The 22,750-nt window shown below is 59.5% G+C and carries 24 protein-coding genes; 23 read left to right on the top strand and 1 reads right to left on the bottom strand.

Features of this window, described 5'->3' with window-relative positions; translation table 11 throughout:
• The first annotated feature begins 242 nt into the window (after positions 1 to 242).
• From BN1800_RS11780 to BN1800_RS11685, 20 genes are all read left to right on the top strand, one after another.
• Positions 243 to 1,196 carry a flagellin N-terminal helical domain-containing protein gene (locus BN1800_RS11780; protein ID WP_086997661.1) on the top strand — a complete coding sequence of 318 codons (954 nt, stop codon included), beginning with the start codon at positions 243 to 245 and terminating at the stop codon, positions 1,194 to 1,196.
• 192 nt (positions 1,197 to 1,388) lie between these two features.
• On the top strand, positions 1,389 to 2,027 hold the full coding sequence (locus BN1800_RS11775; RefSeq protein WP_086997658.1) for a hypothetical protein: 639 nt from the start codon (positions 1,389 to 1,391) through the stop codon (positions 2,025 to 2,027).
• Positions 2,024 to 3,283: a MotB family protein gene (locus BN1800_RS11770; protein ID WP_086997655.1), complete on the top strand. Its 1,260-nt coding sequence runs from the start codon at positions 2,024 to 2,026 to the stop codon at positions 3,281 to 3,283. The genes BN1800_RS11775 and BN1800_RS11770 overlap by 4 nt, the downstream gene beginning before the upstream one ends.
• A gap of 4 nt (positions 3,284 to 3,287) precedes the next feature.
• Positions 3,288 to 4,592: a chemotaxis protein MotC gene (gene motC / locus BN1800_RS11765; protein WP_086997652.1), complete on the top strand. Its 1,305-nt coding sequence runs from the start codon at positions 3,288 to 3,290 to the stop codon at positions 4,590 to 4,592.
• Position 4,593: 1 nt separating this feature from the next.
• The gene (gene fliK, locus BN1800_RS11760) at positions 4,594 to 6,042 is read left to right on the top strand and encodes a flagellar hook-length control protein FliK (RefSeq protein WP_086997649.1); all 1,449 of its coding nucleotides are present in this window, start codon (positions 4,594 to 4,596) and stop codon (positions 6,040 to 6,042) included.
• A complete protein-coding gene (locus BN1800_RS11755) occupies positions 5,981 to 6,547 on the top strand; it encodes a transglycosylase SLT domain-containing protein (RefSeq protein ID WP_425298991.1) in 567 nt (188 codons plus the stop codon). The genes fliK and BN1800_RS11755 overlap by 62 nt, the downstream gene beginning before the upstream one ends.
• A 281-nt stretch (positions 6,548 to 6,828) precedes the next feature.
• On the top strand, positions 6,829 to 7,500 hold the full coding sequence (gene rem / locus BN1800_RS11750; protein ID WP_027509892.1) for a transcriptional activator Rem: 672 nt from the start codon (positions 6,829 to 6,831) through the stop codon (positions 7,498 to 7,500).
• A gap of 130 nt (positions 7,501 to 7,630) precedes the next feature.
• Positions 7,631 to 8,932, top strand: coding sequence for a flagellar hook protein FlgE (locus tag BN1800_RS11745; protein WP_086997646.1), 1,302 nt, complete (start codon positions 7,631 to 7,633; stop codon positions 8,930 to 8,932).
• Between the two features lie 19 nt (positions 8,933 to 8,951).
• The gene (gene flgK, locus BN1800_RS11740) at positions 8,952 to 10,448 is read left to right on the top strand and encodes a flagellar hook-associated protein FlgK (protein ID WP_086997643.1); all 1,497 of its coding nucleotides are present in this window, start codon (positions 8,952 to 8,954) and stop codon (positions 10,446 to 10,448) included.
• Positions 10,449 to 10,451: 3 nt separating this feature from the next.
• Positions 10,452 to 11,498, top strand: a complete 1,047-nt coding sequence (locus tag BN1800_RS11735) for a flagellar hook-associated family protein (protein ID WP_086997640.1) — start codon at positions 10,452 to 10,454, stop codon at positions 11,496 to 11,498.
• A 36-nt stretch (positions 11,499 to 11,534) separates the two neighbouring features.
• Complete coding sequence (gene flaF / locus BN1800_RS11730) at positions 11,535 to 11,882, top strand: flagellar biosynthesis regulator FlaF (RefSeq protein ID WP_027509896.1); 348 nt, start codon at positions 11,535 to 11,537, stop codon at positions 11,880 to 11,882.
• Positions 11,879 to 12,328 carry a flagellar biosynthesis repressor FlbT gene (gene flbT, locus BN1800_RS11725; RefSeq protein WP_027509897.1) on the top strand — a complete coding sequence of 150 codons (450 nt, stop codon included), beginning with the start codon at positions 11,879 to 11,881 and terminating at the stop codon, positions 12,326 to 12,328. Before flaF ends, flbT begins: the two co-directional genes overlap by 4 nt.
• Positions 12,319 to 12,744, top strand: coding sequence for a flagellar hook assembly protein FlgD (gene flgD / locus BN1800_RS11720; RefSeq protein ID WP_027509898.1), 426 nt, complete (start codon positions 12,319 to 12,321; stop codon positions 12,742 to 12,744). Before flbT ends, flgD begins: the two co-directional genes overlap by 10 nt.
• A 74-nt stretch (positions 12,745 to 12,818) precedes the next feature.
• Positions 12,819 to 13,085 (top strand): flagellar biosynthesis protein FliQ, encoded by a 267-nt coding sequence (fliQ, locus tag BN1800_RS11715; protein WP_027509899.1) that lies wholly within the window; start codon positions 12,819 to 12,821, stop codon positions 13,083 to 13,085.
• An 89-nt stretch (positions 13,086 to 13,174) separates the two neighbouring features.
• On the top strand, positions 13,175 to 15,262 hold the full coding sequence (gene flhA, locus BN1800_RS11710) for a flagellar biosynthesis protein FlhA (RefSeq protein ID WP_027509900.1): 2,088 nt from the start codon (positions 13,175 to 13,177) through the stop codon (positions 15,260 to 15,262).
• Positions 15,259 to 16,011 (top strand): flagellar biosynthetic protein FliR, encoded by a 753-nt coding sequence (locus tag BN1800_RS11705; protein ID WP_027509901.1) that lies wholly within the window; start codon positions 15,259 to 15,261, stop codon positions 16,009 to 16,011. Before flhA ends, BN1800_RS11705 begins: the two co-directional genes overlap by 4 nt.
• A gap of 5 nt (positions 16,012 to 16,016) precedes the next feature.
• Positions 16,017 to 16,430 carry a hypothetical protein gene (locus BN1800_RS11700; RefSeq protein WP_086997636.1) on the top strand — a complete coding sequence of 138 codons (414 nt, stop codon included), beginning with the start codon at positions 16,017 to 16,019 and terminating at the stop codon, positions 16,428 to 16,430.
• Between the two features lie 31 nt (positions 16,431 to 16,461).
• Complete coding sequence (locus BN1800_RS11695; protein ID WP_086997633.1) at positions 16,462 to 17,025, top strand: rod-binding protein; 564 nt, start codon at positions 16,462 to 16,464, stop codon at positions 17,023 to 17,025.
• Positions 17,026 to 17,036: 11 nt separating this feature from the next.
• Positions 17,037 to 17,402 (top strand): hypothetical protein, encoded by a 366-nt coding sequence (locus BN1800_RS11690; protein ID WP_027509904.1) that lies wholly within the window; start codon positions 17,037 to 17,039, stop codon positions 17,400 to 17,402.
• Positions 17,402 to 17,938, top strand: a complete 537-nt coding sequence (locus tag BN1800_RS11685; protein WP_086997630.1) for a hypothetical protein — start codon at positions 17,402 to 17,404, stop codon at positions 17,936 to 17,938. The genes BN1800_RS11690 and BN1800_RS11685 overlap by 1 nt, the downstream gene beginning before the upstream one ends.
• Here the strand turns inward: BN1800_RS11685 and BN1800_RS11680 are convergent.
• Positions 17,892 to 18,737 carry an NAD(P)H-dependent oxidoreductase gene (locus BN1800_RS11680; protein ID WP_086997627.1) on the bottom strand — a complete coding sequence of 282 codons (846 nt, stop codon included), beginning with the start codon at positions 18,735 to 18,737 and terminating at the stop codon, positions 17,892 to 17,894. The two genes, BN1800_RS11685 and BN1800_RS11680, sit on opposite strands and share 47 nt — an antisense overlap.
• A 95-nt stretch (positions 18,738 to 18,832) precedes the next feature.
• Between BN1800_RS11680 and BN1800_RS11675 the strand changes: the two genes are divergently transcribed.
• From BN1800_RS11675 to BN1800_RS11665, 3 genes are all read left to right on the top strand, one after another.
• Positions 18,833 to 19,765: a LysR family transcriptional regulator gene (locus tag BN1800_RS11675; protein ID WP_086997624.1), complete on the top strand. Its 933-nt coding sequence runs from the start codon at positions 18,833 to 18,835 to the stop codon at positions 19,763 to 19,765.
• 266 nt (positions 19,766 to 20,031) lie between these two features.
• On the top strand, positions 20,032 to 20,871 hold the full coding sequence (locus BN1800_RS11670) for a WecB/TagA/CpsF family glycosyltransferase (RefSeq protein WP_086997622.1): 840 nt from the start codon (positions 20,032 to 20,034) through the stop codon (positions 20,869 to 20,871).
• Between the two features lie 118 nt (positions 20,872 to 20,989).
• Positions 20,990 to 22,663, top strand: coding sequence for a GumC domain-containing protein (locus tag BN1800_RS11665; RefSeq protein ID WP_086997618.1), 1,674 nt, complete (start codon positions 20,990 to 20,992; stop codon positions 22,661 to 22,663).
• Positions 22,664 to 22,750 lie beyond the last annotated feature (87 nt).

Below are 22,750 nucleotides of genomic sequence, written 5' to 3'. Positions count from 1 at the left end.
CAAATCGCGCCGCTTTGGCGCGATTTCGGTTTTGGAAATCAAGAGCTTGCGTCAAGCTTGCCAACGCGTTCGGCGAGCGCTTTCAACCTCTTGCCGTCAAGGTGAATGTCGGGTTAACTTCATTGTAGAGTTGATTTGCTTGCGACACACCGGCCTGGAGGGACCAGCCGGCGGCATGAAGCCAGTTAAGTCGCTGCCGGCAATCCGGCCTGTCCCATTCATTTCGTTTCAGGGATTTATCGATGGCCTACACGATCACAGACGTAGGCGCGTTGAACGTGCTCACTGTTCTTCGCGGCGTTAGCAAGGAAGCCGACACCGTTCAGCGGCAGGTATCATCGGAGCTGCGCGTCCAGACGGCGGCGGACAATGCATCCTCTTGGGCTTCCGCAACGACCTTGCGGTCAGACGAGAATGCGTTGAAGACGATCGGCGATGCGCTCGGTCTCGGTGCCGCGAAGGTCGATACCGCCTATACGGCAATGACATCGCTGATCGATGTGGTTTCCGAGATCCGCAAGACCGTCGTATCAGCGACCGACCCGGCCAACGATCGCGACAAGCTCAGCGTCACGATGGAGCAGTACAAGACGCAATTGGAAAGCGCCGTAAACTCCGTCAACTTTTCCGGCGAGAACTGGCTCCTGAACCGGGACGCGACGGCGCCGGTGCAGCGATCGGTCATCGGCGGCTTCGTCCGGGGCTCGAACGGTGAAGTTTACCCGCAGAATATTACCTACCCGGCGGCCAATACGATCATGATCGACACGAACGATGCCAGCCGCGGTCTCCTGACGAAATCGATCAATGCCGATCCGGATGCCGTACCGGCCCGCAACTACTATCTGCTCGATGCAGGCTCGACGACACCGGCGACCGGCATTGAAATATCGATTTCCGCGAGTTCGACGTCGCAGGACTTGCAGGACATGCTGACGGTATTGGACAATATCCTCTCCAGCCTCAATACGGACGCCGCAGGTCTCGGCACGATGAATGCGCGTATCGAAGACCGGCAGGATTTCGTCGCCACGCTCTCGAAATCGCTGAAGACCAGTATCGGCGCCCTTGTCGATACCGATATGGACGAAGCGTCGATCCGCCTGTCTGCAGCTCAAACGGCACGTGACATGGCAACTGAAGCACTTTCGATCATGAATACGTCCGCGAGCAAGGTCCTGATCCTGCTCGAGTAGTGTCACCTGAACGGCAGGCGAAAAGCCTGCCATTCATCCTCGCGCAAGTTTGGCTTTCTAGTCTGAACAAGAGACGCTGCGACCTGTGCCGAGGGCTGAAGAATGCCTTCGTGTTCGTTGCCGGCGTGAGGATTTGGTTCGTGCAAGCGGGGCGCGCATGTCGGAATTGGTTGCAGATGCCGGGTGGTTTTGATGAGCGCTATGCTTTCCCGGTATTTGAAGGACTTCGGTGAGACGAAACCTGCCGCGCCGCCGGTCGACAAGGACAGTTTCGCAGATGACGTCTTCGGCGGCTTGCCGGACATCCCGGAAAAACCTCCGGTCGATCTCGAAGCCGAGCGCCGCGTGGCCTATGGCGAGGGCTATGCCGTGGCAACAGTCGAGCTGACGGAAAAATACGAGCTGGAGGCTCAGACAGTCGCTCTTGTGCACCAGCGCGAGATCGAAGAGCTGACGGCAAGACACGAAGAAGAGACGGCAGCTGTGATTGCGCGCCGTCTCGATGAGATCGCCGCCGAGGTCGCAAATCTCGTGAGCGCGGCGACCGCAAAGGCGGTTGCGCCGGTGCTGACGGAAGCGCTCGCGGCTCAGGCAGTCTCAAGTCTTGCGACCTTGTTGCGCGAAGCGATTTCGGAAGGCGCGGCAGGCTCAATGACGGTCAAAGGGCCGGTGCGGCTCTTCGAATTACTGAAGGCCGAAATGGGTGAAAGGCCGGATTTGTTGCGTCATCAGGAGAGCGATGATGTCGATCTTGCCGTTGAAGTTGGTGATTCCGTTCTGGTCACGCGCATTTCCGCCTGGTCTGCCAGCCTGAAGAAAGTTCTTGAATGAGCGAAAGCGAAAACCACCACCACGGCAGGAACGAAGTCATCATCGTCAAGCGGCACGGCGGCGGCGATCATGACGGCGCACATGGCGGTGCGTGGAAAATCGCCTATGCCGACTTCATGACAGCGATGATGGCGTTCTTCCTCGTCATGTGGCTGGTCAACGCGGCGAACGAGGAAACCAAGGCCTCGGTCGCCACCTATTTCAATCCGATCAAACTCGCCGATGAAAAGCCCACCGAAAAGGGCTTGAAGAAACCTGTCGATCAGGCCGATGGCCAGGAGAAGCAGGACAAGTCGAAGGAGAAGGAGGACGAACCTACCAAGGGTGCGTCCGCAGCAAATGGCGACGATCAGACATCGACCTCGGGCGACCAGACGAATTACTCCGAAGCAGATTTCTTCGAGAATCCCTATTCGGTCCTTGCTGAAATCGCCCAGGAAGTCGGCCAGCAGGCAAATGTCAGCGCGAAAGGCGAGGGCGGAGCGAGCGATTCCGGCCCTGCAACCGGTGCGGATGGTGGCCAAGCATATCGCGATCCGTTCGATCCGGACTTCTGGACGAAGCAGGTCGAGGTCACACAAACGGACAAGGCCGAACAGGCCGCAGCCGGCGAGGCCGACCCAGAGAAGAAACCCGATGCGACCGAACTGGCCAAGGCGGAGGCTATGAAGCCCGCGACCTCGAATCAGCCGTCCGCCACCGCCGGCGAACCGCAAGACAAGCCGGACGCAGCCGACGAACGGAAACCCGGCGACCCGTCGCCGGCCGATGTGCAGAAGCTTGGCGATGAACAGAAGCAGGCCGAGGAACTGCAGCAGCAGATCGCCAAGCAGATCAGCGGCGTTGCGGGCAAGCTTGCAGAGGGCTTGACCGTTACGGCAGCCGAAGGCGGGCTGCTCGTCAGCATCGCTGATCAGAGCGACAGCTCCATGTTCAACATCGGGTCCGCCGTTCCGCGCAAGGAAATGGTGCTGGTGATGGAGAAGATCGGCGAAATCCTGAAGAGCCGTCAGGGCGCAGTCGTGATCCGTGGGCATACGGACGGCCGTCAATACAAGGGCGCCGACAACGAGAACTGGAGTCTCTCGATGGATCGCGCGCAGGCAGCCTATTACATGCTCGTTCGCGGCGGAGTGGACGAGAAGCGCGTCTCCCAGGTTTCCGGCTTCGCCGATCGCAGGCTGAAGCTTCCCGACGATCCGTTCAACGCCGCCAACCGCCGTATCGAAATCCTGGTTCAGGCAGATCAAGGATAGTCTCATGGCGCGCCCGCAGCACCGGCATCTTCTCCTGGCTCTCGGACTGGCGATCGCTTCGCCGGCCGTCGCTGCGGGTGAGGAGCAGGAGAGCCTGGCACCGCACAAGATGCTGCGCTCGCTGCAGTTCGTGCAGGATTCGGTCGCCCTTGGCGACCATTCGGCGGCGGAGATGCAGCGCTTCATGCTCGGTACGATCGACCAGCGCCTGCGTTCTGCCGACGCCTCGATCTTCGATGATGACCGCAATGTCGATGCGGCCCTCGTCTATGCCATGAGCGGCGGCAATCCAGCGACGCTCGAATATCTCATCGCCCGGGATGTGAACGGCTATTTCGATAGTCGCGTAACCGATGTCCTGCGCAAATACCTGAGCGGCAAGGGTCTGCTCGTCGCAAAGACGTTGGTTGATACTGCCAACGAATATCGCGACAAGAAAATCGGCCCCTATCTCGCTCTTGTCGGCGGCAATGTCATGGTGGCGCGGAGTCCTGACGAAGCATTGAAGCTCTACGACCAGGCTCGGCTTTCCGCGCCGGGTACCATCGTCGAGGAAGCAGCCCTCCGCCGCTCGGTGGCGATTTGCGTAGAGGCTGGCCTCGTCGACAAGGGGCTTGCCTATTCGCAGCGCTTTGTGCGGCGCTTCCTCCATTCGCCTTATGCAAGCCAGTTCGCTGATCTCTTCGTCAAGCTGATCGTCGACCATAACCAGGTGAAGACGGAGGATGTCGTCAGCATCCTCTCCTTCATGGACGAGCCACGGCGGCGCGAGGTCTATCTTCGCATTGCACGCGCCGCCGGCATTGCCGGCAAGGCGGAGCTTGCCAGGACGGCGGCCGCATATGCGCAATCGCTTGCCGGTGATGCGAACAATGCGTTTGGCGCGCTCGCAGATTTTTACGGCAACATGGCGTCTGTCTCCACGCCTGACGTGGACGCTGCCGCAAAGAGCATCAGCAGCGTTGCCGACAGCGAGCTCTCCCCGCGCGACCGCGCGCTACGCGCTGCGGCCAAATCAATTGCGGAACAGGTGTTGCAGCCGCCGGATCCGGCAAGCTTGACGCAAGCCTCCGGATCTAAACCTTCTAATGAAGAAATCACTTCTGAACAGGCCGCCGCTTCTGCGGTAGGCGGATCGCAACCCGCACAGATTGCGGCGCCCTCCGAGCCTGTTGACGATGGGGCGGCGCCGGCGCTGATGCCGGACGGCGCGAAGCAGGAGGCTGACCCGTCATTCAAATCCTTTGTGACGACGAGCCGTTCGAAACTCGATGAAATCGACGGTCTCTTGAGCCAAGAGAGCAATTGAAATGATCGATATCAACGTTTTGAGCGGAGCGGCCGCAGCGGAAGCGCCGCAGCCTGCTAGAGGCAATGGCCACGCAGCAACGGACGACGACGCCGGCAAGGGTGGTTTCTCGGACGTGCTATCCAAGGCGGGAAGCAATTCTCAAAAAAACACCGGCGACGAGACCGCAAAGACATCCACGGCCGAAGCCCCCCAGGCAGCCGGCGATGAAAGCGCCGCCGATATCGTCGCTCTTAACCTGAGAGAGCGTGCCCGCAGCAAACCGATGATCGCATTCAGTGACGCATCTTTGAAGCAACAGGCCGCGGTGCAGCAACCGCAGACGATTGCGACTGCCACGGGCAAATCCGACAACGAACAGGTAAAGGGCCGCGTCGATACGGCTTCGGTGAAGTTCCGCGCCAAGGGCGATACCGGCAAGGTCGTGGAAGACGCGAAAGCGCAGGCTGCAAAGGGCGCCAAGCCGGAGAAAGCTTTGGAGAGTACGGCCGGAGACGATGAAGACTCGCTCTCGGACACGACCTCTGCCGCCGATGCGCTTGGGCTTCTGAACAAGGATACCTCCGTTGCCGCACTCCCTGCGGCACTCCTGTCGGCGGTCCATGTGAATGCGAAGGACGATAGCGCTGGCAAGGAGAAGGGTGGTGTCAACCTCCATGGCCGTGACACCGGTATCGCGCCCGCGGCCGATGCCCTGGCAGCGATCAGCGCCGGCAAGGACGACGCGCAGATGCCGGCCGTTGATGGCGCAGCCAATCTCGACGGCAAGACGTTCCGTCTGAGCCGCGCCGACGGCCGCGGCGAGTCCATGGACATCCATATCGGTGCTGATCAGGAAGCGCCCGCCGGCAAGGCGAAGACCGATATCGAAAACGTCACGGTTCTCGATTCACGCCGTTATATCGGCCTCGCGCAGAATTCCGCATCCGTGACTGCTTCAATCCTCGGTGACAGCGAGTGGACGCGCGCAATGCAGCCGGGCTCCGCGCTCTCGAATGCCGCCGAATGGACGAGCACTGGCAAGGTGGTTAACACCCTCAAGATCCAGATGACGCCGATCGACCTCGGCCTCGTGACGGCAACGATGCGCCTTTCCGGCGATGCCCTGAACGTCGATCTGAAGGTCGAAACCGGTGCGGCTTATAGGCAGCTCAAGGAGGACCATGGCAAGATCGTCGAGGCGCTCCGCAGCCAGGGCTATGCCATCGACAACGTCACCATCAGCATGGCGCCGGTCGAAAAGCCGGATGCGGGCAACCAGGCAAATGCGCAAGAGCAGTCTTCCCAGCAGCAATCTCTGCAGCAGGGGCAGGGCGGTGAAGCACGCGAGCGCCACACTCAGACGGCACAGCGCGGCAATGGAGGCTTCAGCGATGCAGGGGGGACCGATGTTGAAGATATCGCTTCTGGCGCCATTGGCGGCAGTACTCCTGGCGGCGTTTACCTCTGAGGCGGGCGCCTCCAACGGAGCCTGCGAAAACGAAATCCAATCCGCTGCCGCCAAATACGGCATACCGGAAGGCATTCTCTATTCCGTGGGCCTGACGGAGACCGGACGCAAGGGGTCGCTCTATCCTTTTGCGCTCAATATAGAAGGCAAGGCAGTCTTTCCGCCGTCCGAGCAGGACGCCATGATGCAGTTCTATTCGGCGCGCAAAAGCGGAGCCAAGCTCATCGACATCGGCTGCATGCAGATCAACCATTACTTTCATGGAGAGAATTTCAGCTCGGCGGAAGCCATGTTCGACCCGCACCGCAATGTCGAATATGCGGCGAAGTTCCTCCGTAATCTTCATGACCGGCATGAAACCTGGACGATGGCGGTAGCACGATACCACGCCGGACCGAACAACGACCCTGCGCAGAAGCGGTATGTCTGCCGCGTGATTGCCAATCTGGTCGCCACTGGCTATGGCAAGTGGACTCCCAATGCGAGTAACTTCTGCCGGAACTGATGCAATCAAAAATAGTAAACCGTGAACAAAACGGAATCGTGCCATAATGTGGCAGGAATTGGCCGAAAATTGGATGCACAAGGACTAATTTACCGCCTGTTAACTTTTTCACGAAATTTTTGTGTGCATAACCGGCAAGGCATACTACATATAGATCAAATCGGGACCCAATTCTTAATCAACTATTAATTCCTGCCATTAAGTTCCAGCAGCTTGTCCCAGATTCGTGCGATTCGTACCCATAGATCATCGAGGTGCCACACTGATTCGGAGGCGGACGAATGATCGTAGTGGTTGATGAGCGTGAGCTCGTGAAAGATGGTTACACATCATTATTTGGCCGGGAGGGCATTCCCTCAACCGGCTTTGATCCAGGCGAATTTGGCGAGTGGGTGCAAACGGCGGCGGATTCCGATATAGCGGCCGTCGAAGCTTTCCTGATCGGCCAAGGTCAGCAAATGTTTGAGCTGCCGCGGGCGATAAGGGATCGCTCCCAGGCGCCGGTGATCGCGGTCAGCGACCAGCATTCGCTCGAAAACACCCTTGCACTTTTTGATTGCGGCGTCGACGACGTTGTCCGCAAGCCGGTCCACCCCCGCGAAATCCTGGCGCGCGCTGCTGCTATCCGCCGCCGCCTGAAGGCGATTTCGACCCACACCGATATCGGCGCGATCCGCGTCTTTTCGGACGGCCGCGATCCGGAAATCAACGGCGAAGTCTTTGCACTTCCCCGCCGCGAACGCCGCATTTTGGAATACCTGATCGCCAATCGCGGCCGCCGCGTCACCAAGACCCAGATATTCAATGCCATCTACGGCATCTTCGACGAGGAAGTCGAAGAAAACGTCGTTGAAAGCCATATCTCCAAGCTGCGCAAGAAGCTGCGCAAGAAGCTCAGCGTCGACCCGATCGATTCGAAGCGCTTCCTTGGCTACTGCATCGACTGGAACTGATTTTTCAGCGGCGGGCCCGGCTCGCGGACACGTGCCTTTCAATATTTCGATCCGGCAGCTCCGCTACAGACAGCTTCACGCAAGGCCCGCCAAATACTCTCCAAGCTATCAAGGAAAACGGGGTTTTCAGATGAGCATTTTTGGCAGCATGAAGACGGCAGTGTCCGGCATGAATGCACAGGCAAACCGCCTGAGCACCGTTGCCGACAACATCGCGAACGCAAACACCACGGGCTACAAGGCCGTCTCGACGGCTTTCTCCTCCCTCGTCCTGCCGTCCACGGCAGGCAACTACAATTCCGGTGGTGTGCAGACGTCCGTCCGTCAGGCTGTTTCCGATCAGGGCGACATCTCTTACACGACTTCGGGTTATGACCTCGCCATCTCCGGCGACGGCTTCTTCATCGTGGAAGGCGCCGACGGCACGCCGGTCCTGACCCGCGCCGGCGACTTCACGAAGGACGACGAAGGCAACCTCGTCAACTCGGCAGGCTACACGCTGATGGGTTATCCTTACGGTTCGTCCGCCCCGGCTGTCGTCGTCAACGGCTTCGACGGCCTCGTTCCGATCAATGTCCTTGGTGACCAGAAGCTGGAAGCCGTTCCCACGGCGAATGGGACGTGGACAGGCAATCTCAAGCCAGGTTCGCCGATTCTCACGGCTCCAGCAACCGCACCGAGCGCAAACCTCGCAACGGCCACGTCCGATACGCAGAAATACTCGATCGTCACCTATGACAAGCTCGGCAGCAAGGTGATGTATGACATCTACTTCACGAAGGTTCCGCTTGCGGCCGGCGCGCCGGCTGGCTCCACCTATGAATGGGAAATGGCCGTATTCCGCAATGCCGACAAGGCCGCGACTGGTACGAGCTCCTTCCCATACTCTTCTGCTGCGGTTGACGTAAAGCGCGTGTTTTTCAACAGCTCGGGGCAGATGGTGACGGATGCAACGCATACCACGGCGACGGACATCGTCGATCCGGTGACGGGTCTCACGATCAATATGAGCCTCGATCTTTCCCAGGTCGGCGACACCTTCTCCGGCACTGGCAACGTGGATGGACAGGGCGCGAATTCTCCGATCGACATTACGATCGACGCTGATGGCGTGGTCTATTCCAAGTATGACGATGGCAGCACCAAGCCGATCTTCCAAATTCCACTCGCGACGGTTCCAAGCCCCGATCTGCTGACGCTGATGTCCGGCAACGTCTATTCTGCGAACGGCAGGTCCGGCGTCACCGTCACCGGCTTCCCGCAGACAAGCGGCTTCGGCAAGATTCAGTCGGGCGCTCTCGAAGGCTCGAACGTCGATATGGCTGGCGAGTTGACGGAAATGATCGAGTCGCAGCGCAGCTATACGGCAAACTCGAAAGTGTTCCAGACGGGTTCGGACTTGATGGACGTTCTCGTCAACCTCAAGAGATAAGTAAGGTAACGGCTAAGCCATGTCGCTCATTTCCGCACTTAATACGGCACAGAGCATATTCAACAATACGGGCGCTCAGAGCAGCGTCGTATCGAACAATATCGCCAATGCCGGCAACAAGGATTATGTGCGTCGGCAGGCGATGCTCACCACCTCGTTGAACGGCGCGCAGGTGGTCAAGATCAACCGCGCGCAGGAGGACGCTCTCCTGCGGCAGTATCTGAAGAGCAATTCTCAGGACAGTGCGCAGCAGACCCTTCTGAATGGTCTCGAAGACATCAAGTCGGTCATCGGCGGCAACGCATACGAGACCGCACCCTCCACCTATCTGACTGCCTTCCGCGACAAGCTTAGTGCATTCAGAGCCGCGCCGAACAGCACGATTGCGGCCCAGGGGGCGATCACGGCAGCACAGGACGTCGTGAACTCGCTCAACAACGCAACCAGCGCCGTCCAGCAGGTGCGGACGAATGCAGACAAATCGATTGCGAATTCCGTCGAGGAGCTGAATGAGCTGCTGGCGCAATTCGAGACCGCGAACAACGCCGTCAAGTCCGCCACGTCCTCCGGTGCCGATCCGTCGCAAGCGCTCGATCAGCGCGATGCCTTGCTCAAGCAGATTTCGGGGATTGTGGGCGTCACCACTGTTACGCGCGATAACAATGACATGGTGCTCTACACCTCAGACGGGGTGACGCTTTTCGAGACCATTCCGCGCACGGTGACGTTCAAGCCGACCCAGAGCTACGGCGCCTCCACCGACGGCAACGGCGTTTACATCGATGGCGTGGCGCTCGGCAAGGGTTCTGGCGGCACGACGTCGGCGCAGGGCAGTCTCCAGGCGCTTCTCCAGCTTCGCGACGAGGTCGCACCGACATTCCAATCCCAGCTCGACGAAATCGCCAAAGGCCTCGTCGCCCTGTTTTCGGAAACGAACACGACTGCAACCAGCACGCAGCCCGGTCTCTTTACCTGGACCTTGCCGAGCGGTGCTACCGGCGGAACGCCGACGACGGCCACGATCATCGACGGCATTGCCGGTTCCATCTCGGTCAATCCGGCGGTGGTGACCTCTCTGGGCGGCGATCCGATGAAGCTGCGTGACGGTTCGATCAACGGCGCCGCCTTCAATCAGAATACCGCCGCTAACGGCGGCTACACCGCGCAGCTCGACAAGCTCTACACGGCCATGGGCGCCAAGATGGATTTCGATCCAGGCACCGGCGTCATCGGCTTCAACTCGGCAACGGGCATCGATTCGAACGTTAGCATCATGGATTTCTCGTCGAACTCGATCGGCTGGTTCGAACAGTACCGCAGCGACGCAAGCGGCGCTGCGGAGAACACCGCGGCAGCGTATTCCCGGTCCGACGAAGCCTATTCCAACGAGACCGGCGTCAACCTGGACGAGGAACTGACGCTGCTTCTCGACATCGAGCAATCCTACAAGGCGGCGACGAAGATTCTGAACGCCGTCGATGAAATGTTGAAGTCATTGCTGGATATAGCGAGTTAAGCCATGAAGAGCTCTTTTATTTCTAGTTCAGCCATTCAGAACGCCATGCGATTGACGATCCGCCAGTCGCAGAACCAGATGGTCAAGGCGTCGATCGAAGCGACGACGAAGACCTACGCCGATATCGGCGTATCGCTCGGCATCGACGCCGCCAAGAGCGTGAACTATTCGCGCGAACTTGATCGTATCTCTTCGTTCAAGGACAGCAACTCGACGGTCAATCTTCGTCTTGAAATGTCCCAGAGCGGGTTGGCCGATATGCAGAAGGCCAGCGACGCTCTGGTCAAGAACCTGACAGCGCTCAAGGGAAGCCAGGCCTCGACTGCCATCACCGTGACCCTCCAGTCCTCGGCAGCGGCACTTTCGCAGCTGATGGACTCCGGGAACATGATCACCAACGGCGAATACCTGTTTTCCGGCATCAATACGGATGTCCCGCCGCTGACGGATCGCAGCGCGACCGTCGAGGCGCAGATCGTCACCGATTTGAACTCCTATGCAACCGGGCTGGGCAAGCCGGTCAGCGCGCTGTCGGCGGCTGAAATCAATATCTTCATGACCAACACCGTGGAGCCGATGTTCAGCGCTGCCGCGTGGACGAATCCGACCACCGGCTGGTCCAAGGCTTCCGACCAGAACATGACGAGCCGGATCAGCAACTCGGAAGTCATCACCTCGTCCACGAACGCCAATTCCGACGGCATGCGCTACCTTGCAATGGCGACAGTCATGACGAATGCGCTGATCGACCAGGGTCTTTCCACTGACGCCATGGACGCGGTTTCCTCACGCGCCATCGGCTATGCCGCACAGGCAACCTCGGGCCTCGTATCGCAACAGAGCCAGCTCGGCCTGTCGCAGGAGCGTGTCGAGAAAGCGAACGACGCTCTCGATGCTCAGGCTGCCATCATCAACAACAAGGTTGTGGACCTCCAGGGTGTCGATCCGGCGGAAGCTTCGACCCTCGTCAAGACTTTGGAAACGCAGCTGGAAACGGCTTACACGATCGTCTCGAAAATACAGCAGCTGAGTCTCGTGAACTACCTTTGATGATCAAAGGCGCGCAATACAAAGAAGGATGCATGAATGTATCAATTCTCTTATGCCGAGGTCATGCAAGACTCGGTGACCGACGCGAAAGAGCGGGAGCGGCAAGTTCTCGACCGGTCAATCGAATTGCTCTCGCTGGCGCGCGACAAGGAAAAGTACAGCCGGGAATCCGTTGAGGCACTGTTCTACACCCGGCGTGTTTGGGTGAGTTTTGTCGAGGATCTCAAGCACCCCGACAATCAGCTCGAGATCGAGCTGCGGGCCAACCTGATTTCGATCGCAATCTGGATTTTGAAGGAATGCGACAAGATCAGGCGACGTCAGTCAAGTAACTACCAAGGCATTATCGACGTTACCACCATCATCAGGGATGGACTTAAATGAAAAGTACACTTCGCATTTCGCTTAAAGCCGGAGAGAGGATCTTCATCAACGGCGCGGTCCTGCGCGTTGACCGCAAGGTCGCGCTGGAGTTCCTGAATGATGTGACATTTCTTCTTGAAAATCATGTTCTTCAGCCGGAAGACGCCACGACGCCGCTGCGCCAGCTCTATTTCATCGCGCAGATGATCCTGATCAATCCGGAAGGCAAGGAGCAGTCGACGACGATGTTCCGCAAGTCGATCACCATGCTGCTGACCTGCTTCAAGAACGAGGAGGTTCTCGCCGAACTGAAGCGCATCGATGGCCTCGTCTCGACGGGCCGCGCATTCGATGCCCTGAAGGCCATCCGCGCGCTCTACACAATCGAGGACGGTATCCTGAACAACCAGGAAATGCACCCGGCGATGGTCGAGCAGATCCGCAAGGAGATCGCACCATGGCGGTAGATGGCGTCTCCAACGTCGGCACGACATCGACCACGACGACTGCACAGCAGAAGGCGACGCTCAACTACGACAACTTCCTGCAGCTGCTCATCGCACAGATGAAGAACCAGGATCCGACGGATCCGATGGACGCCGGCGAACAGATGTCCCAGCTCGCGAGCTTCTCGCAGGTCGAGCAGACGATCCAGACCAACACGAAACTGGACACGCTGCTCGCAAGCTCCAGCCTCACCCAGGCAGGCAGCTATATCGGCAAGTACATGGAAAGCGCCGACGGCACCGTCAAAGGCACCGTCGCCTCGGTCAAGGTGTATTCCGACGGAATTATCGCGACGACGACGGACGGGAAGAGTATTCTCATACAAGCGGGAATCACTCTCGCGGATAAAGCGCCGGCGACAGACACGTCGTCTTGAACTGACTTGCAATAAACATAATAACGGTCCGTCTTCTGCGGGGCGGACCGGAGGCGATATGAGGTTGCCTGACAATGAATGAAGCCGATGCACTCGACCTTTTCCAGGCGGCGATCTGGACCGTTCTGATCTCAGCCGGTCCCGCCGTCGCGGCGGCAATGATCGTCGGCCTCGTCATCGCGCTGATCCAGGCGCTGACGCAGATTCAGGAAGCGACGCTCACTTTCGTTCCGAAGATTGTCGCCGTTCTCATTACCGTCGGCATATCCGCTCCGTTCGTGGGCTCCCAGATCTCCATTTTCACCGACATGGTCTTCTCGCGCATCCAGTCCGGCTTCTGAACCACCTTCGCGCAAGCTTCGCTGGTTAATCCTCGATCCGTACTGGGCAGGGCTGTACCTGCCTCCTCTCATGAAGAGACGGAATCGAAATGGCGCAACCACCCGCACTACCCCTTCCGAAATCTGCTCCAAGCTTACGCGATGTCGGTTTTGCCCTCGGCATCATGGTCATCATCTGCGTACTCTTCCTGCCGATTCCGCCATTTCTGATCGACCTGGGGCTAGCATTTTCGATCGCGTTTTCCGTTCTGATCCTGATGGTTGCGCTTTGGATCCAGAAGCCTCTCGAATTCTCGTCCTTTCCGACCATCCTGCTGATCGCGACCATGACGCGGCTGTCGCTGAACATTGCGACGACGCGCGTGATCCTTTCGCATGGCAATGAGGGACATGATGCCGCCGGCGGCGTGATCGCGGGCTTTGCAAGCCTGGTGATGTCCGGTGACTTCGTGATCGGTCTGATCGTCTTCCTGATCCTGATCACCATCAATTTCATCGTCATCACCAAGGGTGCAACGCGTATTGCTGAAGTCGGCGCGCGCTTCACCTTGGACGCCATCCCCGGCAAGCAGATGTCGATCGACGCCGATCTTTCGGCAGGCATCATCGACGAGAAGGAGGCGCAACGCCGCCGCAAGGAGCTGGAAGAGGAAAGCTCCTTCTTCGGCGCCATGGACGGTGCCTCCAAATTCGTCCGCGGCGATGCGGTTGCCGGCCTTATCATCACCTCCATCAACATCTTCGGCGGCATCATCATCGGCTATTTCCGCCACGGCATGCCGATCTCCGAAGCAGCCGATGTTTTCGTCAAGCTTTCGGTCGGCGACGGTCTGGTCGCTCAGATGCCGGCCCTCATTGTCTCCCTGGCCGCTGGCCTTCTCGTTTCACGCGGCGGCACCGTTGGCTCGACGGACCAGGCCGTCGTCAATCAGCTGAGCGGTTATCCGCGTGCACTTTCAGTCTCAGCCGTGCTGATGGCAGTCCTGGGTCTGATGCCCGGCCTGCCGATGCTTCCGTTCCTATCCCTCGGCGGCCTTATGGCATTCGGCGCATGGTTCATCCCGCGTCAGATCGAAGCGGAAAATAAGGTCCGCCGCGAGCAGGAGGAAAAGAAGGTCGTTCAGACCAAAGAGCTCGAAAAGGACTCCGTCAAATCGGTCTTGCGCACCTCGGAAATCGAACTCGCGCTCGGCAAGATGGTGTCGACCCGCCTCCTCGGCGCGCATCAGGAACTCGCCTTCCGCGTCGGCAAGATGCGCAAGAAATTTGCGACCCAATACGGTTTCGTCGTTCCGGAGATCAAGGTCACGGACGATATCAACATTCCCGAAAAGTCCTACCAGATCCGCATCCACGGCACGACGGTGGCGTCGAACGCACTGCGCGTCGGCGAAGTCTTGGTCGTCACCGGCTCCGGTCGCAAGCCGCGCATTCCCGGCGACGAAATCCGCGAACCGGCCTTCGGTATGCCTGCGGTTTCCATTCTTGAGGCTTTCGCGGAGGACCTGAAACGCGAAGGCTTCCAGCCGATCGACAACGTCTCGGTGGTCCTCACCCACATGAGCGAGGTCATCCGCAACAACCTGCCTCAGCTTCTATCCTACAAGGACGTGAAGGTGCTGATCGATCGTCTCGATCCCGAATACAAGAAGCTCGCGGACGAGATCTGCACCTCGCATATGTCCTATTCGGGCCTGCAGGCCGTCCTCAAACTGCTCCTCGCCGAGCGCGTCTCGATCCGCAACCTGCATCTGATCCTGGAAGCCGTGGCCGAGCTTGCTCCACATGTCCGAAAGACGGAACAGATCGTCGAGCATGTGCGCATCCGCATGGCACAGCAGCTCTGCGGAGACCTGGCGGACAACGGCGTATTGCGCGTCCTGCGGCTCGGCAGCAAGTGGGACATGGCCTTCCACCAGGCCCTCAAGCGCGACAACAAAGGCGAGGTCGTCGAATTCGACATCGACCCGCGCAGCCTTGAGGAGTTCAGTGAGCAGGCAACGAAGGTTATCCGTGAATTCATGGATCGCGGGTTGCCGTTCGCCCTTGTCACGTCGCCGGAAACACGCTCCTATGTGCGCATGATCATCGAACGGCTGTTCGCCACGCTTCCGGTTCTCTCGCACGTCGAACTTGCCAAGGGCATCGAGATAAAGATTTTGGGCTCTATTTCATGATTTCCGACCCGCAGGGGACTGTCCTGGCGCTCTTTCTGGTTTTCTGCCGCATTGGCGGCTGTATCCTTGTGATGCCGGGCTTTTCTTCAGCGCGCGTGCCGGAATTGCTGAGAGTCTTTGTCGCCGGCGGCCTGTCGATCGCCGTGCTGCCGGTTCTTTGGGATACGGTCTATCCGGCAGTCAGCAATACCGGCGCGACCTATATCGGGCTCATCGTCAGCGAATCGCTGATCGGCGTCATGTACGGCCTGCTGGCACGTTTTTACACGCTCGGCTTTCAGTTCGCCGCCAGCATCATCGCCATGATGGTCGGATACACCTCGCCGGGGGCGTCGGATATCATCGAAGATTCGGTGGAAACGAGTCTTTCCGGCTTCATTACGTTTGCGGGAATGATGATCCTCTTCATGATGGACTTCCATCACGTCGTGTTCCGGGCGCTGATCGATTCGTACACGACGATGCCCTTCGGCGGCATCGCAGATATGCGCGCCAATCTGATTTCGCTCACCGATACGCTGCAATCGACGACCTACATCATGCTCCGGCTCGCAAGCCCGTTCCTCATCTATAGCATGATGTTCAACGTCTCGATCGGCTTCATCAACAAGCTGGCGCCGCAGATTCCGGTTTATTTCATCTCGACGCCCTACATGCTGCTTGGCGGCCTGTTCCTGTTTTATTTTGCGGTTGCCGCCTTGATCAGCCAGTACGCGCAGTCCTTCCCGAGCGTATTCATCGGAAGGTAGCGTGGATGACGGACAAAACGCGTTCCGAAAAACTGAAGCGGCTCGTCGCAGTCCAGCGGCATCTGGAGCAGATGGCGGAATACGACCTTGCCGAAACGAGCCGGCAGCGCACCGAGGTCAACCAATCGATCGACAACGTCGTCACGGCGCTCGGCTCCTTGGATCCCGTCCATCGCGCTTTTTCGCAAAGCTATGCCGATCGCTTCGAGCGATTGAGCACGAAGGACAAGCAACTGACCGGCATGCAGCAGCTGCACGAGATGCGCCTGCAGCGCGAGCGGGCAAAGGGCGACCGGCTGGAAGAGGGCATGAAGGAAGCCCTTGAAGCCGAAAGGCGCGAGGCCGATGACAACGCGGTCTACGACGTCATCGATCAGAAATTTGCAACACCAGCCTCCAGCAAGCTTCAAAAACCATAATCCCTACAACTTAATTTAGAGGATTGTGACATTGGCTATTTCACCCCCGAGTGATCTGGTCCTGGATGTTGTCAAAGCCGCCGACCCGATGGAGGTTCAGGTGGCCCAGGAAAAATTGAAAGCGAGCCGCGCCGCGTTCCGCGCAACGAGCCTTACCGAAAACGGCGACGGCTTCTCTGCTAAGGTCGACGTGCTTGACGGCGCCACCGCGAAGACCGGTCTCGACAACGTCAAGAATCGCGCCAAGACCGAAGAGATTCCGGAAACCTACCGGAAGTTCGAGGCCATGGTGCTTCAGAATTTCATCAAGAACATGCTGCCCAGCGACAGCGAGCAGGTTTACGGCAAAGGCGCCACGGGCGACATCTGGAAGGGCATGATGGCCGAGCAGCTCGGCAACGTGATCTCCGAAGGTGACGGCGTCGGCATAGCCAAGCAGATGTATAACGAGGCTCTTCGCAAGAAGGAAGGCGCCATCGTGAACGCGTCGGCGGACCAGGATGACCGCAAGGTCGCCTTCAGCATGATCGACGAGTTCCAGCGCAAGACATTCGGCACGCCGACGGCGGATGCCAAGATCAATAATGAAGCATAGCCGAGGATAAAATGGAAATCATCTCGAACGAATATCGTATCAAGTCGGTCCTCGGCCGCCTGGAAATGATCATTGACAACGAGAACACGCGGATCGGCAGCGACCCGCAATTCGATCTCAAGGTCTCGAATGCGCATAAGAGCCGCTGCCTTTATGAGCTGTCGACGCTCTTTCGCGATACGGATCCGGCCGAGCTTGCCGCGTCGCATCTCGAACAGCTTCACGGGCTGAAGCAGAAGCTGACGCTCAACGCCCGGCGCGTTGAGGCGCATCTCGAAGCCGTTCGTGCGGTTGCCGACCTTCTGAAGAACGCCGTTCAGGATGCGGACGCCGACGGCACCTATTCCCAGGAACAGTTCGTCGCGCGTGATGCCTGATGGTGAAGCTCGTCCTGACAGGCATGTGGGTCTGCGCCATCACGCTGGCTTCGGTCTATTTCTCCGTGAAACTGGCGACGGCGCCGGCGCCGCCGGCTGACGATTCGAAACAGGGCCAGCTCGAGCTTGTTAAGGGCGAGACGATTACCGTTCCGATCATCGGCGATGGTGCGGTGACCGGCTATTTCCTCGGGCGGGTGTCCTTCATGATGAACAAGGACACGGTGAAGGGAATGACCCTGCCACTGACCGAAATGACGACCGACGAGCTCTTTACCCTGCTCGTCGGCAACAAGATGGTCGATATCAGCAAGCTGAAATCCTTCGATCCCCAAGCCTTCCGCGAGGCGATCAAGAAAGGCATGAACGAGAAACTCGGCGGCGAATATGTCTCCGAGGTCATGCTGGAGCAGCTCGACTACCTTTCCAAGGACGACGTCAAAGCCAACGCCTCCGGTCAGCAGAGGAAAACGGCCGATCCGGTCAAGATCATCGAGCCCCCGCCGCCTGAAGCTGCGGCGGCCGCTGCCCACTAGTCTCGCCGGCTTCGCCTGCGCCGTTCACGTGAAGTGCAAAGCCGGACGCGCCCGGTTCGCCCAGCTCGGGGCGGAGCTGCATGCTGGGGATCAGATAGTCTCCGCCATTCTGCTGCCGGTAAGGGATGGGCAGGGTGGACTCGAGCGTGCGCATCCTCTCGCGCAGGTGCTCGGCGGCGCGCTCGAAGCCGGCCTCGTCGAGACGATCGACCCTGTAGGCCACGAAAGGCGGAAGGACGTCATAGCCCGGGTAATAAAGGATCCCGTGATTGATCGGGAACAGCAGGTCGTCGATCGGCCCGTTGACGCCGCGGGCCGAGTAATGCTCCTCCCAGCCGCCGGCGGTTACGATCAACATCGCCCGCTTGCCCGCCAAAGTTCCTTCGCCGTAGCGATCGCCCCATCGGTTGTCGCTGTGCTCGCCGACGCCATAGGCGAACCCATAGGCATAGACCCGCTCGACCCAACCCTTGAGGATGGCCGGCATGCTGAACCACCAGAGTGGAAACTGGAGGATCAGCATATCGGACCATAGAAGCTTATCGATCTCGATCTTGACGTCTTCCGTCAGCTCACCGGTTTCAAAGGCCTTCTTGGATGCCGCAACCGGAATGAACCGCGTCTCGGATGCCAACGACGGAAAGTCGGCGCGGTCGACCTCGGATTTCCAGCCCTTGGCATATAGGTCGGACACGCGCACCTCGTGGCCTTGGGCCTCGAGCTCCTTGATGGCGATGTCGCGCAGCGCACCGTTGAGCGAGCGCGGTTCGGGATGAGCGAAGACAAGCAGAACTTTCATGGTCAGTGATCCTGTGAGTGTGAGAACTGGCTCATAGGTAGACAGGACATAAACCATCCAGTAGATGTTCATAATGCATAAGATTATGCCGAATAATGGATAATTCAGACGTCACATTGGAACGTATGCGCACATTCGTCCGCGTTGCCGAGCGTGGCAGCCTGTCGGCAGTTGCGCGCGAGTTCGGCGTCGGTCAGTCGACTGTCACGCGGCATTTGCGGGAGCTTGAAGAGGCCGTCGGCGTGCCGTTGCTCAGTAGGACCACCCGGCGTGTGACGCTGACAGACGAAGGCAGCCGTTATTATGCCAATAGCCTCCAGATTCTGCGCCTTGTGGAACGGGCCGGCGATGAGGCGCGGGGGACGCGCGGCGCGCCGGCCGGCACGATCCGGATATCCTGTACCGCGGCTTTCGGGGTTCTGCACGTCAGCCGGCTGACCTTCGCGTTTCAGGACCGCTATCCAGATATAGGGATCGACCTCAGCCTCACCGATGAGCGCGTCGACCTTGTGCGGGAAGGCGTCGATATCGCGCTTCGGTTAGGCCCGCTCACCGACAGTTCCATGAAGCTGCGGGCGCTCGGCCAGTCGCGGCGCTTACTGGTCGCAGCGCCGGACTATCTGGCAGCGCGGGGCAGGCCTGCCGTCCCGCAGGATTTGTCCGCCCATGAGGGCATCCGCATGTCGAACGTGGCGGGCAGCGACACGCTTGCCCTGCAAGGACCAAGCGGCGAGCGCCATGTCGTGCCGTTCGGCGGTCGCTTCCGGGTCGACCATGGGCTCGCAGCGCGCGAGGCCCTCGTCGCCGGACGCGGCATTGCACCCGCCCATCGGTGGCTTGTCGATGACCTCCTGGCAGCCGGCCGGCTTGAGGCGATCCTGCCGGACTATTCGCTGCCGCACATCCCGCTGAGCATGCTGATCGTTCCGGAGCGGGCAGGCGTCGCCAGAGTCCGGCTGCTGGTCGATTTTCTCGTCGGGCAGATTGGCGGCATTCCGGGGATCGGGAAGCCGCAGCCGGAGCGTTAATCGGTGTGCATCGATAGCGCCTCAATACAGTTTTGCTTTGGCGCATAAATTTAACAAAACCTTGACGGCAGCAGCGAAATTCGAGCGACTTTCCTAAAGGTTGCTTGAAACAGACCTGCTATAGCTCGCTTCATAGGCTTGGCGCAGCATTCGGGACTTGCGGCGGCGGGCGGGACGCTGCTGGTTCATGAAACCTGCTGGTGCAGAATGGATCTTATGTTTTCCGGGATGCTGGGCGCATGAAGCACCCCTGGCTGGAGGTTGGAATGAACCTGATCGCGAATTTCGCGGTTCTCGCATCGCGCCGCACGATCTTCGACGTGCCGGTATGCGACCTCGGATGGGACGACGCGCTCGTCTTCATCAACGAGCTTGCGTCGCTTCCTGTCGGCCAGACCGTCATTTCCTTCGTCAATGCTCACAACATGCTGATGACGCTGCGCGATGGTGAATACCGGGATATCCTCCTGCAGAATCTCGTTCTGCCGGACGGCATCGGCATGAACATCGCTTCACAGATAGCGCACGGCGCTCCGTTTCCTGCCAATCTGAATGGAACGGACTTCGTTCCCGCGTTTCTGACCTATATGGAAAATCCGCGCCGTGTCGGCTTGATCGGCGGCCGGCGCGAGGTCGTCGAAAAGGCGGCGGCGAATCTCCGCAAGCATGCGCCCTGGCACGAATTCGTGGTCGTTTCGGACGGTTATTTCGACAAGGCAAACCCGGCGGAGCTCATTGACGAGGTCGGGCGCCAGAAGCTCGACATCCTGATCATCGGCATGGGAACACCGCTGCAGGAGAAGTGGGCGCATCATCACATTCGCGCCGATCACGCCCGGCTTGTTCTGACTGTCGGGGCGCTTTTTGATTTCATCTCGGAGGCTGTTCCCCGCGCTCCGGAAACGGTTCGCGTGATGCGTCTGGAATGGGCTTACCGTCTGCTGCAGGAGCCAGCCAGGCTGTGGCGGCGCTATGTTCTCGGCATCCCGGTTTTTCTGTTTTACGTGATGCAGTACCGCTTCAACCGCCGCGAGCGCATCCTTAGCCAGGTGGGCAGCAACGTTCCCTTGCCCTTACCGCAGGAGCAGAACGAGGCAGCTCACTGAAACCCTGCTTCTTGCCTCGCACGGTTAACCATTTCTTTGCCATGAATATTTAGAGTGCCTTAATCATCCGCTTCCTGCGGACAGGTGACTCGGCTCGTGCGCATGAGATAATGGCGTCATGTATGACAGCAGGTTAAGAAGCAGCACTCAGGGACGGTCTGCAGCGACGATGCGTGTCGATGTTCGAGGCCGCGATCTCGACACCCTGCCGATTCGCCCCTCGGAGGCCGAACTGCTGAAGGTGATCGGGAAAGCACTCGAAGAGCAGCGCCAACAGCGGAGCGCACTGCCGGAGCCGCCGCATCTGGTCGACCGCATCGAGACAATCCTCGGAACCCGGCCGCATGCCGCAAACGATGTCCGTCCCCCAGAGCCGCCGCAGCCCAAATCATCTGCGCCTGTCGACGTCCGGCCGGTAGATGAAGCAAATCTCAACGCGCGTCCCGTCCGTCGCCGCAGTTTGACAAAGCCGATCGGCGCGATCGCCGTTGCTGCCTCGATCGGCGCGGGCGTTCCCTTGCTGATGCCGGCGGAACCCGCGCATTATGCGGCGGAGGCGGCATTTCATGTGCAGGCGGACAATGCGGAGCGCGGCGCCATGACCGCGGCAGCCGTGAAACGCCTGCTTTCCGCCCGCACCATGTCTGCTGCCGTCGGAGCTTTGAAGCTCGATCGCGATCCGGAGTTCACTGGCAGGCAATCCACGATCGGCGTCGCGCTCGATCTCCTTTCGGGCAGCGGCGCGGCGGCCGACTCGGCGTCGCGCGCGGAAGCGGCTCTTGCGGGAATGGTCGAGGTTAATGCGGATGGAACGCAGGGCACAGTCCGTCTGAACGTCACGACGGCCGATAGCGCCAAGTCTTCGCGTATCGCTTCCTGGCTTTCCGGTATGCTGACGTCCGGCGGCACTCCTGTATCGGCGGAAGCAGGTGCCGGGTTGCGCAAGGCCTATGACGATGCGAAGGCGAAACTGGCCGCCTTCACCGCAAGCAGCGGCGAAGGCAACGTCAAAGTCGCAAGCGACCTTCAGCAGCGCATCAACCAGCTTGACGCCGATCTTAAGATCGCCGAGCAGCGAATCGCGCTTGCCAAGCAAGAGGCCGATCGCCTGAAGGCGGCCAAGCCCGGCGATGTGCTAAATGGCTCCTTGGCGCTCGAAGCGATCTCGCCGGCGCTGCAGGACGCGCGCGACAAATACGTCACCGAGAAGGCGACGCTGTCGCTGCTTTCGACCGAGCTCGGCCCGCGCCATCCGCGCCTTCTCGGACAGCAGGCTGTCGTTGATGGCCTCAAGGACAAGGTCACGAAAGAGTTGGCGCGTCAGGCACAGGAGGCAAATGCCGCTCTCAAGGCCGTCGCGGAAGCACGAAAGACGCTGAACGATCAGCGCAATGCGCTGATCGCTCAGAGCCGGGACACCGGCGTCGATCTCGCGAAGCTGACGGAACTGCGCGACAAGACGGAGGCGGCGAGATCGCGGATGGCGGATGCCGTTACGGTGACGGCTTCCACCGCCGCTCCGATCACCGCCGTGAAGCCGATAGAAACCACTACCGTTGTTGCCGGCCCCGGACTGCTGGTTCGCTCCGCCGCCGGGATTGCACTCGGAATGGCGATCGGTCTTGCGGGCATGCTTGGTTTCCGCCGCGTGCGACGGCGCCCCGTACCTGTAGCGGAGACGCTAACGGTCCCGGAACAGCCGGAGGCGATAGCCGGCGAACTCGAACTGCTGCGCGATCGACCCGCCGGCCTGCGCGACAGGCTGCAATCCCACGGCGCAGACTTTCGTTGATCCCTGCCGCGGCATCATGGCTCTTGCATTTGCCGCTTTTAAACAGGATACGGCGTTCTGAGGCAAACAGCGCGGCTGGCGAGAGCC

This window comes from Rhizobium sullae, assembly GCF_900169785.1.
GTDB classification, from domain to species: Bacteria; Pseudomonadota; Alphaproteobacteria; order Rhizobiales; family Rhizobiaceae; genus Rhizobium; species Rhizobium sullae.
The sequence above is the reverse complement of the archived record's forward strand: the minus strand, read 5'-3'. Positions and strand labels throughout refer to the sequence as shown.

Coding starts and splice junctions, on each gene's coding strand:
- BN1800_RS11780 (WP_086997661.1), top strand. CDS start 243: ATGGCCTACACGATCACAGACGTAGGCGCGTTGAACGTGCTCACTGTT.
- BN1800_RS11775 (WP_086997658.1), top strand. CDS start 1,389: ATGAGCGCTATGCTTTCCCGGTATTTGAAGGACTTCGGTGAGACGAAA.
- BN1800_RS11770 (WP_086997655.1), top strand. CDS start 2,024: ATGAGCGAAAGCGAAAACCACCACCACGGCAGGAACGAAGTCATCATC.
- motC (WP_086997652.1), top strand. CDS start 3,288: ATGGCGCGCCCGCAGCACCGGCATCTTCTCCTGGCTCTCGGACTGGCG.
- fliK (WP_086997649.1), top strand. CDS start 4,594: ATGATCGATATCAACGTTTTGAGCGGAGCGGCCGCAGCGGAAGCGCCG.
- BN1800_RS11755 (WP_425298991.1), top strand. CDS start 5,981: ATGTTGAAGATATCGCTTCTGGCGCCATTGGCGGCAGTACTCCTGGCG.
- rem (WP_027509892.1), top strand. CDS start 6,829: ATGATCGTAGTGGTTGATGAGCGTGAGCTCGTGAAAGATGGTTACACA.
- BN1800_RS11745 (WP_086997646.1), top strand. CDS start 7,631: ATGAGCATTTTTGGCAGCATGAAGACGGCAGTGTCCGGCATGAATGCA.
- flgK (WP_086997643.1), top strand. CDS start 8,952: ATGTCGCTCATTTCCGCACTTAATACGGCACAGAGCATATTCAACAAT.
- BN1800_RS11735 (WP_086997640.1), top strand. CDS start 10,452: ATGAAGAGCTCTTTTATTTCTAGTTCAGCCATTCAGAACGCCATGCGA.
- flaF (WP_027509896.1), top strand. CDS start 11,535: ATGTATCAATTCTCTTATGCCGAGGTCATGCAAGACTCGGTGACCGAC.
- flbT (WP_027509897.1), top strand. CDS start 11,879: ATGAAAAGTACACTTCGCATTTCGCTTAAAGCCGGAGAGAGGATCTTC.
- flgD (WP_027509898.1), top strand. CDS start 12,319: ATGGCGGTAGATGGCGTCTCCAACGTCGGCACGACATCGACCACGACG.
- fliQ (WP_027509899.1), top strand. CDS start 12,819: ATGAATGAAGCCGATGCACTCGACCTTTTCCAGGCGGCGATCTGGACC.
- flhA (WP_027509900.1), top strand. CDS start 13,175: ATGGCGCAACCACCCGCACTACCCCTTCCGAAATCTGCTCCAAGCTTA.
- BN1800_RS11705 (WP_027509901.1), top strand. CDS start 15,259: ATGATTTCCGACCCGCAGGGGACTGTCCTGGCGCTCTTTCTGGTTTTC.
- BN1800_RS11700 (WP_086997636.1), top strand. CDS start 16,017: ATGACGGACAAAACGCGTTCCGAAAAACTGAAGCGGCTCGTCGCAGTC.
- BN1800_RS11690 (WP_027509904.1), top strand. CDS start 17,037: ATGGAAATCATCTCGAACGAATATCGTATCAAGTCGGTCCTCGGCCGC.
- BN1800_RS11685 (WP_086997630.1), top strand. CDS start 17,402: ATGGTGAAGCTCGTCCTGACAGGCATGTGGGTCTGCGCCATCACGCTG.
- BN1800_RS11680 (WP_086997627.1), bottom strand. CDS start 18,737: ATGAAAGTTCTGCTTGTCTTCGCTCATCCCGAACCGCGCTCGCTCAAC.
- BN1800_RS11675 (WP_086997624.1), top strand. CDS start 18,833: ATGGATAATTCAGACGTCACATTGGAACGTATGCGCACATTCGTCCGC.
- BN1800_RS11670 (WP_086997622.1), top strand. CDS start 20,032: ATGAACCTGATCGCGAATTTCGCGGTTCTCGCATCGCGCCGCACGATC.
- BN1800_RS11665 (WP_086997618.1), top strand. CDS start 20,990: ATGTATGACAGCAGGTTAAGAAGCAGCACTCAGGGACGGTCTGCAGCG.